Below are 12,705 nucleotides of genomic sequence, written 5' to 3' on the forward strand. Positions count from 1 at the left end.
CATCCGTCATCCTGATACCACATCCGTCATCCTGATACCACATCCGTCGTCATCCTGATACCACACCCGTCATCCTGAACTTGTTTCAGGATCTCGTCGTTAACAACACAAAAGCATATACTGAAATAAATTCAGTATGACGGTAAAGGGATAAGCCTCAGTCATTCTGATAACACCTCCTTGATCCTGATAACACGTCCGTCGTCATCCTGATACCACCTCCGTCATCCTGAACTTGTTTCAGGATCTCGTCGTTAACAACACATAAAGCAGATACTGAAATAAATTCAGCATGACGGTAAAGGGATAACTAGACACTGTTAGTCTGAACCCAGGCTATTATTTTGATACTAACTTCATCATCCTGATACCACCTCCGTCATCCTGATACCACCTCCGTCATCCTGAACTTGTTTCAGGATCTCGTCGTTAACAACACAAAAAGCAGATACTGAAATAAATTCAGCATGACGGTAAAGGGATAACTAGACACTGTTAGTCTGAACCCAGGCTATTATTTTGATACTAACTTCATCATCCTGATACCACCTCCGTCATCCTGAACTTGTTTCAGGATCTCGTCGTTGACAACACAAAAATCAGATACTGAAATAAATTCAGCATGACGATAAAGGGATAAGGCTCAGTCATTTTGATAACACCTTCGTTCTTTCTACACAGAAAAGCCGGATAAGTAATTAACTTATCCGGCTTTTATAAAATAAAATGAACGCTTCTAAAAGCGTTCTTTATAAAGGTTACTCAGCTAAAGGACGCATATGAGGGAACAAAATAACATCTTTGATCGTTGGTGAGTCAGTAAACAGCATCACTAAACGGTCAATACCAATACCTTCACCCGCAGTTGGCGGTAAACCATATTCAAGCGCTTGAATATAGTCTTCATCATAATGCATCGCTTCATCGTCACCAGCATCTTTGCCTTCAACTTGGTTGCGGAAACGTGCTGCTTGGTCTTCTGCGTCATTAAGCTCAGAGAAGCCATTCGCTAATTCACGGCCACCAACGAAAAATTCAAAACGGTCAGTAATAAATGGGTTGTCATCATTACGACGTGCTAATGGTGAAACTTCCCAAGGGTACTCTGTAATGAAAGTAGGTTGATCAAGCATATGCTCAGCAACTTCTTCAAATATTTCACAAATGTATTTACCTGGGCCCCATACTTTTGATGCTTCTGTTTCTTTAACACCAACAGTTTTGGCCATAGCTTTAAGTGCGTCGAAGTTTGCTTCTGGGTTACGTAAAATGTTTTCGTCTAGGTCGTTACCGTATAATAAAATAGCATCAACCATAGATAAGCGCGTAAACGATTTTCCAAAGTCATAAAATTTCTCTTCAACGACTTCGCCATCACTATTTTTAACTGTGTTACGAATAACAGAGCTACCTAGTACGTTTTCAGCAAGAGTACGTAACATATCCTCAGTGATATTCATTAAATCAATGTAATCTGCATAAGCTTGATAGAATTCAATCATAGTGAATTCTGGGTTATGACGTGAAGATAAGCCTTCGTTACGGAAGTTACGGTTAATTTCGAATACTTTTTCAAAACCACCAACGACTAAGCGCTTTAAATAAAGCTCAGGGGCAATACGCATATACATTTGAATGTCTAAGGCATTATGAAAAGTTTCAAAAGGTTTAGCCGTTGCGCCACCAGGAATAGTTTGTAACATTGGCGTTTCAACTTCCATGAAACCACGAACAGTTAAAAACTGACGAATACCTTCAACAATTTTTGAACGAATAAGGAAAGTATTACGCGTTTCTTCATTGATGATTAAATCAACATAGCGTTGACGATACTTAGTTTCAACATCAGATAAACCGTGGAATTTTTCAGGTAACGGGCGCAATGACTTAGTGAGTAATTGATATTCGTCCATATTGACATATAAATCGCCTTTACCAGACATATGCATAGTGCCGGTAACACCGATAATATCGCCGATATCTAAAGTGCCCCAACGCTCTTTAATATCTTTTTGCACTGTTTTATGTGCATAAGCTTGGATGCGACCAGACATATCTTGTAGTACCAAAAATGGCCCACGCTTAGCCATAACTCGACCAGCAATACTATAGGTTGCTGTTTCAGCTTCAAGTGTTTCTTTATCTTTCTCACCATGCTCAGCTTGTAAATCAGCAGCGTAGTGTTTTCGGTCAAACTTGTTTGGGTGGCCATTAGCCGGACAGTTTTCACGAATTTTCGCTAATTTACCGCGACGTTCGGCGATTAATTTGTTTTCATCTTGCTGATTTACTTGTGCTTGGTCGGTCATTTTTTTTCTCGTTAACTTTTTAAGTTTTGATTGTCGAACCTTGCCACGCAAGGCTCTTCTACTTTATAAACCAGATTTTAGGCTGGCTTCTAAAAATTTGTCTAAATCGCCATCTAAAACTGCTTGGGTATTTCGATTTTCAACGCCTGTGCGTAAATCTTTAATTCGGCTGTCGTCTAAAACGTATGAGCGTATTTGACTACCCCAGCCAATGTCAGATTTACCATCTTCTAATTCTTGCTTGCCTTCATTTTTCTTTTGCATTTCCATTTCAAAGAGCTTAGCTTTTAACAACTTCATCGCCGTTGCACGGTTCTTATGTTGAGAGCGGTCAGCTTGACAAGCGACAACAGCGCCCGTTGGAACATGGGTAATACGAATAGCTGAATCAGTTTTATTAACATGTTGACCACCAGCGCCCGAGGCACGAAAGGTATCAATACGTAAATCAGCAGGATTAATATCGATTTCAATATTATCGTCAATCTCAGGATAAATAAATGCCGAAGCAAATGAGGTATGACGACGACCACTGGAATCAAATGGTGATTTTCTTACTAAGCGATGAACACCTGTTTCTGTACGTAACCAGCCATAAGCGTATTCACCGGTATACTTAATCGTACACCCTTTAATACCGGCAACATCACCGTCAGTCACTTCAATCGCTTCTGTTTTATAACCGTGTGCTTCACCCCAACGCAAATACATACGCATTAACATTTCAGCCCAGTCTTGTGCTTCAGTGCCACCAGAGCCCGATTGAATATCTAAATAACAGCTATTTTCGTCATGTTCACCAGAAAACATCCGGCGAAATTCTAATTTTTCTAAACTTTTTTCTAGCGCTTGAATTTCATCGCTCGCATCGTTAAAGGTTTCTTCGTCGTCTTCTTCTAGAGCAAGTTCAACTAAACCTTCAACGTCTTCACAGCCTCGATCCATTTCATCAATGGTTTCAACGATGGCTTCAAGAGAAGAGCGCTCTTTACCGAGTGCTTGTGCTCGTTCAGGATCATTCCAAACTTCAGGTGACTCTAATTCACGCACCACTTCAACCAAACGTTCTGATCTTTGGTCGTAGTCAAAGATACCCCCGAAGCATATCTGTACGCTCGCGGATGTCTTTAATCTTGTTTAATACCGGGTTAGCTTCAATCATAGTTTATAATTTTACATCGCAAATTTGGCGTCAAGATGCACGCCCGAAAGAATAAAATAAAATAGTCGCGCATTATAGCGTAATTTCATCGCTAAATAAACGATTTAACTGACTAAACTGGCTGAAAATAAAGCAATGAATCGCCAGGCTTTTATTCAAGGTATTCCACAATAAATTGCACACTTTGCTTGCCACGAAATTCATTAATATCGAGACGGTAAGCAAGGTGGACTTGTTGAGTTTGATGGTCAGGCCAACGGCTTAAGTCAACATTAAAAGCGATAGCATCAAAAACTTGCCCCGCTTTTTCAACAACCAGTTTCAGATGTTTCTGGCCGACAATGCGTTGCTGAACCAACTTAAATTTATCGTCAAATAAAGGTTCGATAAAGTTTTGTCCCCAAGGGCCAGAATCACGTAATAGCTGAGCAAAAGATAAGGTCATTTCATTGGTGGGTAGTTCGCCATCGGAGGCGAGCGTACCTTTGAGATCGTCACTGCTTAACCAAAGCTCGGCATATTGATTTAATAAGCGCTGAAATTCTTCAAAGTTTTCTTCTGCTATTGATAAGCCAGCTGCCATGGCGTGACCACCAAATTTAATAATGATATTTGGGTGCTGCGTGTCAATATGTTCCAGTAAATCTCTAATATGTAAACCAGGAATAGAGCGTGCGGAACCTTTAATTTCACTGGTTTTTCCTGTTTTCTCAAGAGAAAGGTCATCACTCGTGCCAGCAAAAACAATACTGGGTCGGTGATACTTTTCTTTTAAACGACCAGCAACAATACCGATAACCCCCTGATGCCAATCTTTTTGAAACAAAGAAATCGCGTGCGGTAAGTTATCATCAGAAAAATTTAAGCTTTTCAGCACTTGTTCTGCTTCTTGCTGCATGCCCTGCTCGATTTCTCGGCGCGACTTATTTAAATCATCAAGATCAGCAGCCATTACTCGAGCAGAAGCAAGGTCTTTGGCAAGCAAACAATTAATACCGTAAGACATATCGTCTAAACGCCCTGCGGCATTTATTCTTGGACCCAAAGCAAAACCAAAATCACTAGCAACTATCTTTTTCTGATCTTTACCGGCTATTTCGAGCAATGCTTGAATGCCTGGGCGCGTAACTCCCGCACGAATTCTTTTCAAGCCTTGTTCAACCAAAATTCGATTATTGTTGTCAAGAGAAACAACATCGGCTACGGTCCCCAAGGCAACTAAGTCAAGGAGTTGAGCAATATTAGGCTCTGCTATTTTTTTGTCAACGAACCAGTTCTTCTCACGTAAATATTTACGCATTGCCATCATAAAATAAAAAGCAACACCAACACCCGCCAGCGCTTTACTGGCGAAGTCACAGCCAACTTGGTTTGGATTAATAATAGCGTCGGCATCAGGTAGTGTCATGCCCGGTAAGTGATGGTCGGTAACAATAACACCTAATCCTAAAGACTTGGCTTTAGCGACGCCGGCAACACAACTAATACCATTATCAACGGTTATTAATAGCTCAGCGCCTTGCTTAGCAGCTATTTCGACAATTTCAGGTGTTAAACCATAACCATATATAAATCGATTAGGTACTAGGAATTGATAATTATCACAGCCAAACAAACGTAAAGCTTCCATCATTAATGCAGTGCTAGTCGCACCATCTGCATCAAAATCCCCAATAATGGCAATGTTTTTATTCGCGACTAAGCCTTCATATAAAACCTCACAGCCTTGATTAATCCCTTTTAAACTTTCAATGGCACAGAGTTGGCTGACATTAAGTTCGAGTTCAATTGCCTTATCAATACCGCGGCTGGCATATATCTGCTTAATAAGTGGATGAAGATGATTGGGAAGATGGTTATCTTCAACTTTGACACGGCGTACTATTTGCTTTTGCATAAGGAGAGTTTCTGATGATTAATTCAAAGAGGTTAAGAGAGCAAAATGGCAGGCTATTTGGCCTGCCACTTAGGTTAAATCATTAACAAACGATTATAATTTATCCTGCCGCTTTCATCTGTTCAATTATAGCAACAAGCGCATCCGGTTCTTGATAGCCAGGTAACATCATACCGTTTTCTAAAATAACAGCCGGTGTGCCACTAACCCCAACTTGACGGCCAAAATCAAACTCATCTTCAATGGGTTTATCACATATACGTTGTGCAACATTTGAACCCATTTTAGCTTTTGTTAACGCATCTGCTGGATTTTCATGACACCAAATAGAGCGTAAATCTTTAAAGCCTTGAGAATATTGACCCGAACGGTCTTTCACACCTGAACGAGGGTAAGCTAAATAACGTACCGTAATACCTTTTTCATTATATTCATCCATTTGTTCATGCATCTTACGGCAGTAGCCACAAGTGATATCGGTGAATACGGTCACAACATGCTTTTCATTTTTTGCTGGATAGACAATCATCGCATCAGCAAACTTGTCCAGACCATCAAGTCGAACTTGCGCTAAACTTGCTTCTGAATAATTGACAACCTTGCCGCCTAAACCATAAAGTTTACCTTGAATGAAAAATTGACCATCGGCACTCGCATAGAATAAACCTTGGTTAGTGATAAGTTCAACTAAACCAGGCATAGCTGATGGTTTAACGGCATCAATTTCTAGGCCTAACATTAAACTAAGCTTTGCTTTTAATTGAACCGCATCGAATTGGGTAGGATTATTCATGGTAGATGTGGTGGTTGAGGCGCTACTTGCAACCACAGTCGGCTGCTCTACAGCAAACACTAAACCAGCAACACCGATACAAACCGCCGTAAGGGCAAGGGAAATTTTCTTAAACATTAATGACTTCCTAAAAGTAGAACTAACAATCGGTAATCTCAGTGATTACACAAGATTAATTGAGCTATATAACATGACCGTTTCTTAGTCGGTAAAATTACAGGGAATTGAAATAAAATGCAATAAACCTAGTCATATCACTCTATTAATAAGTGTAAACAGCCACTTTATAACGATATATATATTTTACTGCCTTGATATAAACTATCTGTTAAACTCTCGCAAAAATAGTGACCCTAATGTTAATCGGTCAATATCTTACTTCTAAGCTCAAAAAAGATGCTAAAGGCTACCTCATGAAAATTGGTTTATTTTACGGTTCTACCACTTGTTATACTGAAATGGCGGCGGAGAAAATTCAACAATATTTTGCTGACAAAGCAAAGTTCAAGACAGAGTTCGACGTTGAATTGTTTAATATCAAAGAGACACCACTAAGTAAGATTGACGATTTCGATCTGGTTATCATGGGTATTTCTACTTGGGATTATGGTCAAATTCAAGAAGATTGGGAGGGCCACTGGGATGATATCGCGACTTTAGATTTATCAGGAAAAATTATCGCCCTTTATGGCATGGGTGACCAAATTGGTTATACCGAGTGGTTTCAAGATGCGCTGGGCATGTTGCATGAACAAGTCATCGCCCAAGATGGTTTTGTTATTGGTTTTTGGCCCAACCAAGGTTATGAGTTTGAAGCCTCTAAAGCGCTCACCGAAGATAATAGTCAATTTGTCGGTTTGGCATTAGATGAAGACAATCAATACGAACAAAGTGATGAACGTATTGCATTGTGGTGTCAACAAATTCAAAGAGAAATAGCTGAGATTATTGAAAGTGAATAAAAACTAAAAATAAATAGCTTTAGCTTTAGCTAAATAGCCTGTTTCGCTTTATAATTCACGGCAATATTATCCTGACCGAAATTATACTTTATGTTTGAGCAATTTGACCTAGATTCAGCACTACTAGGCGGCATTACAAATGCTGGCTATAAAAAACCAACATCTATTCAAGAGTTGGTTTTACCTGTCGCCATGACAGGTAAAGATGTTTTAGCTTCAGCGCCAACGGGCACAGGTAAAACAGCTGCTTTTATATTACCTATCGCTCAACATCTGCTAGATTACCCGCGTAAAAGCCCAGGTTTTCCTCGGGTACTTATTTTGTCACCAACGCGCGAGCTTGCTATTCAAACCAGTGAGCAATGTACACAATTAACTGAATTAACTGATATTAAAACTGGGTTGATCACTGGTGGTGTTAGTTATGACAGCCATAAAGATGTCTTAACTAAGAACACCGATATTCTAGTTGCTACGCCAGGCCGTCTACTTGAATATCTTGAATCAGAACAATTTGAAGCCCGCGACATTGAAATTCTTGTACTTGATGAAGCTGACCGTATGCTTGATATGGGTTTCTCTGATGCGATTAACCGTATTGTTGGTGAAGCTCGCTGGCGTAAGCAAACCATGCTTTTCTCAGCAACCCTCGAAGGTGCGGGTGTTTTACGTTTTTCAAAAGAAGTACTTAACGAGCCAGTATTTTTAGAGTCTCACCCATCACGAAAAGAAAAAGCCAAAATTCACCAATGGCTTCATTTAGCAGATGACAAAGAACATAAATTTAAATTATTAATCAACTTGTTAAAACAAGAAGGCTTTGAACGCACGGTTGTTTTTGCCAACAAACGTGAAACGGTCCAGCATTTGTCAGGAAAACTCTACGCTGAAGAAATCCCCTGTGCTTGGCTTGAAGGTAAAATGCCACAAGACAAACGTAATCATGCCATTAACCGTTTACGCTCAGGTATGGTAAAAGTATTGGTTGCTACTGATGTTGCTGCTCGTGGTTTAGATATTGATGACATTACTCATGTTATTAACTTTGATATGCCACGCAAAGCAGATATTTATTTACATCGTATTGGTCGTACAGGCAGAGCGGGTAATAAAGGTACGGCTATCTCTTTAGTTGAAGCACACGATATGCCTGTCATTGCCAAGATTGAACGTTACATGGACGAGCGTTTATCACGTCGAAATATTGAAGGCTTAAAACCACAATATAAAGAGTCTAAAGTTGCCTTGAAAAAACCTAAGATCAAAATTAGTAAATCACAGAAAAAAGCTAAGGCGAAAAAACAAGCAAAACGTGCAAACAAAAAGAAATAAAGGTAGAGTAGAAAATATAGGAGGGTTTTCTAGTTTTGAAAGCCCTGATTATCATATTGATTTGTTAGGTAAAGTAAGTTTTACTTGATAATAAAAAACCGTTTGCTATTACGCTAGGATGCACGGCATGGTCGAATAAATATATCGATGTTTGCGTGAATTGAATGAAGACAAAATATTTATTATGGCTAAAATACAATATAATAATGAAATAGAAGTGCAGGCCAAGTATTGGCTATCTCGCATTGAACAAGGATTATCGCAACAAGAGCGACAAGCTTTTGTTGCTTGGGTTAATCAAGAAAACAATCATCACTTAGCCCTTCATAAGTACTCACCTTCGACCAAAATTTCTAAGTTACTTGCCGAGTTTAATGGTTTATTTCCTTTAGAAAAAAAACATTCTCCTCACTCTAAAAAATTATTCATGCAATTATCAATGGCTGCCAGTGTTATTTTCTTTGGTATCATTACCAGTGAGTTTTTTTTAAATAAACCAATATTTTCGTTTTTTCAATCAACGTCATCTGAAGTTATTTATGATCAATTTTCAACAAAAATAGGCGAGCATAAAAAAGTGACCTTACCCGATGGTTCAAATGTCGAGTTAAACACTGATAGTTTACTCACTATTAGCTTCAGTGAAGAACATCGTCAATTAAATTTGATCAAAGGCGAAGCCTCTTTTGAAGTCGCAAAAGATAAATTACGCCCCTTTAGTGTCACGTCTGGGCAACAATCATTTACCGCTTTAGGCACCATTTTTAATGTACAAAAAAGCGATAATAATCAGTTAGAGTTAATTGTTACCGAAGGGCGAGTATTAATCGCTGATTCGAATGAAGCATTACCGGCATTAACGAAAAAAATAGCCAGTACGGTTCAATTTCCGCAAAAAAATAGCATTATAGTTGCAGGTGAAAAATCGACTATAATCAACAAAATTCAATCACCGACAAATAAAATTTCATCACTCACTTTATCTCAGGAACTTTCCTGGAAAAAAGGCATACTTATTTTTGATGGTGAATCACTGGCCACTGCACTTGATGAAATTAGTCGCTATACCGATGTTAAATTTACCATTAAAGATAAAGCGCTTGCCCAAATGAAAGTGTCCGGTTATTTTAAGTCAGACGATGTTGGTACTTTATTAGATTCAATTAGCTATAATTTCGACCTAAAATATACCAAGACAAGTCACAACACTGTAGTTATCACCAAAGCAACTGACGCCATAATTTAATGGTCAACGCCTCAAATAGGCTATAGATAAGTACAATGAATAAAAATTATAAATAGAAGGTGAGCTTTCTGTATTCAACGATCACAATCAAAGCACTAGTTGACACCTTGCTAAACTATTTATTTAAAGAAAGAAAAAAACAGCAACACCGTGCCGTTTTAACAAAACTATTGACACATTTTTTTTGTTCATTCTTTATTATTTTTCCATTATCTTTTAGTTTAACCACTCAAGCTAAAGTACAAGCTATTGCACCCAATATAACGCACTTTACTGTCGCCGCTCAATCCGTTGATCAAGCATTAATTAAACTTGCCCAGCAGGCCGATCAGACCATTATATTTTCTTATGATTTAACCCGAAGTTTTAACAGTAATGCCATAGAGGGTTATTACTCAGTTTCTTTGGCTTTGAGGAAGCTCCTTAAAAACACGGGGCTTCATGCAGAAATAAATAATAAAGGCCAATGGTCGATAAAGCAGAAAAATAACGTTACAGCGCAGAGCAAATCTAAACAAGAAATTAAGACCACAGAAAAAGTCAAAGCCATTGAAAAAATAGTTATTGTTGGTAGTCATATTAATGGCAGAACCGTAAAAGAGTTACCTGTTCCTGTTGATATTATATCTGCGGACACTCTGCGTAATAGTGGCCAGACTAACCTTGGTCAAATATTGCAAGCACTAGTACCTTCTTTTAATTTTTCTCGTTCAGCAATAAGTGATGGCAGTGACGTATTACAGCCAGCAACATTGCGTGGTTTAGGACCGGATCAGACACTGATTTTATTAAATGGTAAGCGTCGTCATCAAGCGAGTTTAATTCATATTAATAGCTCTGTTGGCCGAGGTACAGCTGGTACAGATATGAACGCCATTCCAGTAAGAGCCATTAAACGTATTGAAATTTTACGTGATGGTGCAGCCGCACAATATGGCTCGGATGCCATAGCGGGTGTTATTAATATTGTGCTAAACGATAGTAATGAGCAAGCGACCTTAATAACATCAGCTGGTGCTTATCAGCAAGGTGATGGTCAAGATTTTCAGCTATCTTATACGCAAGGTTTACCGCTGGGTGATGATGGCTTTATCAATGCCACATTAAGTTTAGTCGACCATCAAAGTACCAACCGCTCAGGTTTACATGGTGCCTGCCAATTTGGCCAGTGCACTCAATTGGACAATGGTCATTGGCAAACCGATGATCCTCGAGAGTTATCCGCTAACCGAGCAACATTTCGTATTGGCGACCCTTCGTATCAACAACTTTCTTTTGCCGCAAACAGTACATTTGAACTGAATAACGGGCAACTTTATGGCTTTTTAACCTATTCACATCGAGAAAACCAATCTGCCGCATTTTTTCGTCACAGCGCGAATAACAATGAAAACCCATTATTAAGTGATGGTCAAGCAACTATTCCTCAGGGTTATTTACCCAAAATAGATTCAGATATAAAAGATATGTCATACAATTTTGGCTATAAAGTGGCTTTCGATAATGACAGCGCCATTGATATTTCATATACCTATGGCAAGAACCAAATAGACTATACGACTAAAGATTCACTTAATGCTTCTTACGCTAACTATCTATTACAAACCAGTGACTTAACAGTAGATGAATTACGTGCTCAATTACCAAAGTCTGCTTTTGCTTACGGGCTATCCTTGTCACTTGAGACAGTAAATTTACTTTTTAGCCAAGACTATGAAAATTACTCACTCGCGTTAGGCGCAGAGTTTCGCCAAGAAATATACCAAATAATACCAGGTAACCCCTACAGCTTTCAGGATTATGATACCGACAATAATCAAGCATTGTTTGACCAAGATGCCGCTGGTGGTATTCAAGGTTTTCCGGGGGTTGCACCTGAACTTGCGGTTAACGAGAACCGTGATGTTGTTTCACTTTTTGCGGAGTCTGTGACCCAAATCAATGACTTTATCGAGCTCAGTGCGGCCATTCGTTATGATGATTATGATATATTTGGTAACAGCACCAATACAAAACTTGCGGTGCATTGGCAAGCACACCAGCAACTTATTTTGCGCGGAGCCTATAGCACAGGTTTTCGTGCACCTTCTATGCAGCAAATGTATTTCAATAATATCAGTACACAGTTTATTGTTGACGAAAGTGGCTCATTGTTGAGTGAGGAAGTGGAAACATTCAGAAATGATAGTACTTTGACCACTCGACTCGGGGTGCCTTCTTTAAAAGAAGAAGAATCTGACAACCTCAGTGTTGGCTTTATCTACAGCCCTACTGAAAATGTAGATATTAGCTTTGATTTTTATCAGATTGATATTGATAATCGTATTGTCATTAGTAGTAAATTGGGTATGGGAATATCACCTCTACTCGACCAAGCTTTTACTGAGGAGTCTGTTACCAAAGGACAGTTTTTCTTAAATGGCGCTGATACCGCAACTCAAGGCACAGATATTGTTGCTACTTGGCAGACTCAAGCTTTTGCTGGAGATATTAACTTCACCTTGGCGGCAAACTTTACCAATACTGAGGTAACCAAGTTATTTACACCTGATCACAGCACACTGCATACCATTAGCGTTGAAGAAATTTTTTCACAGCAAGATATTTCTATCATTGAAGAGTGGCAACCACGCAATAAAATAAGTGTAAACACCCTTTATAAAAACCAGCACTGGACCATCAATATATTGTTCAATCACTATGGTAAATATACGATAACCGATGGTGGTAAACAAACTTATGGCGCAGAGCTATTAACTGATATTAGCGTTAGCCATCAAATGTCAAAAAATCTTGCGGTCACTGTGGGTAGTCATAATTTATTTGATGTTATGCCTGACAAAAATCGTATAGGAAACTCTCGAGGAGGCACGATTGAAGATCAACAAGGTAATATCATTGTTGATAGCACAGGTGTATTCAAATATTCACGCCGATCAGCTCCTTTCGGTTTTAACGGCGCATATTTTTATGCAAGTCTGCAGTATGATTTTTAAGGGTGTGC

At 39.0% G+C, this 12,705-nt stretch carries 8 protein-coding genes; 4 read left to right on the forward strand and 4 right to left on the reverse strand.

Features of this window, described 5'->3' with window-relative positions; translation table 11 throughout:
- Positions 1–758 precede the first annotated feature (758 nt).
- From lysS to dsbC, 4 genes are all read right to left on the reverse strand, one after another.
- Positions 759–2,309 (reverse strand): lysine--tRNA ligase, encoded by a 1,551-nt coding sequence (gene lysS / locus H4J76_RS05620; RefSeq protein ID WP_070377186.1) that lies wholly within the window; start codon positions 2,307–2,309, stop codon positions 759–761.
- A 63-nt stretch (positions 2,310–2,372) separates the two neighbouring features.
- Positions 2,373–3,471, reverse strand: a protein-coding gene (gene prfB / locus H4J76_RS05625) for a peptide chain release factor 2 (protein WP_182216879.1) whose coding sequence is annotated in 2 segments (ribosomal slippage) — positions 2,373–3,395 and positions 3,397–3,471 — 1,098 coding nt in all. Because the reading frame shifts where the segments join, the coding sequence is not laid out codon by codon here.
- Between the two features lie 151 nt (positions 3,472–3,622).
- Entirely contained in the window at positions 3,623–5,368 is a 1,746-nt protein-coding gene (recJ, locus tag H4J76_RS05630; RefSeq protein WP_182216881.1) for a single-stranded-DNA-specific exonuclease RecJ, read from the reverse strand.
- A gap of 100 nt (positions 5,369–5,468) precedes the next feature.
- Positions 5,469–6,278 (reverse strand): bifunctional protein-disulfide isomerase/oxidoreductase DsbC, encoded by an 810-nt coding sequence (gene dsbC, locus H4J76_RS05635; RefSeq protein WP_259364958.1) that lies wholly within the window; start codon positions 6,276–6,278, stop codon positions 5,469–5,471.
- Between the two features lie 296 nt (positions 6,279–6,574).
- On the opposite strand from dsbC, the gene fldB reads away from it, so the two are divergent.
- From fldB to H4J76_RS05655, 4 genes are all read left to right on the forward strand, one after another.
- A complete protein-coding gene (fldB, locus tag H4J76_RS05640) occupies positions 6,575–7,123 on the forward strand; it encodes a flavodoxin FldB (RefSeq protein ID WP_182216882.1) in 549 nt (182 codons plus the stop codon).
- A gap of 90 nt (positions 7,124–7,213) precedes the next feature.
- Positions 7,214–8,455, forward strand: coding sequence for an ATP-dependent RNA helicase SrmB (gene srmB / locus H4J76_RS05645; protein WP_070376001.1), 1,242 nt, complete (start codon positions 7,214–7,216; stop codon positions 8,453–8,455).
- A 184-nt stretch (positions 8,456–8,639) separates the two neighbouring features.
- Entirely contained in the window at positions 8,640–9,701 is a 1,062-nt protein-coding gene (locus tag H4J76_RS05650; protein ID WP_182216884.1) for a FecR family protein, read from the forward strand.
- A gap of 107 nt (positions 9,702–9,808) precedes the next feature.
- Positions 9,809–12,697, forward strand: coding sequence for a TonB-dependent receptor (locus tag H4J76_RS05655; RefSeq protein WP_259364959.1), 2,889 nt, complete (start codon positions 9,809–9,811; stop codon positions 12,695–12,697).
- The last annotated feature ends 8 nt before the right edge of the window (positions 12,698–12,705 follow it).

It is taken from the genome of Colwellia sp. BRX9-1 (assembly GCF_014077195.1).
GTDB lineage: Bacteria > Pseudomonadota > Gammaproteobacteria > Enterobacterales > Alteromonadaceae > Colwellia_A.

What these genes read in the sequence shown, in the direction of transcription:
- lysS (WP_070377186.1), bottom strand. Translation starts at nt 2,309, where the DNA reads ATGACCGACCAAGCACAAGTAAATCAGCAAGATGAAAACAAATTAATC.
- recJ (WP_182216881.1), bottom strand. Translation starts at nt 5,368, where the DNA reads ATGCAAAAGCAAATAGTACGCCGTGTCAAAGTTGAAGATAACCATCTT.
- dsbC (WP_259364958.1), bottom strand. Translation starts at nt 6,278, where the DNA reads ATGTTTAAGAAAATTTCCCTTGCCCTTACGGCGGTTTGTATCGGTGTT.
- fldB (WP_182216882.1), top strand. Translation starts at nt 6,575, where the DNA reads ATGAAAATTGGTTTATTTTACGGTTCTACCACTTGTTATACTGAAATG.
- srmB (WP_070376001.1), top strand. Translation starts at nt 7,214, where the DNA reads ATGTTTGAGCAATTTGACCTAGATTCAGCACTACTAGGCGGCATTACA.
- H4J76_RS05650 (WP_182216884.1), top strand. Translation starts at nt 8,640, where the DNA reads ATGGCTAAAATACAATATAATAATGAAATAGAAGTGCAGGCCAAGTAT.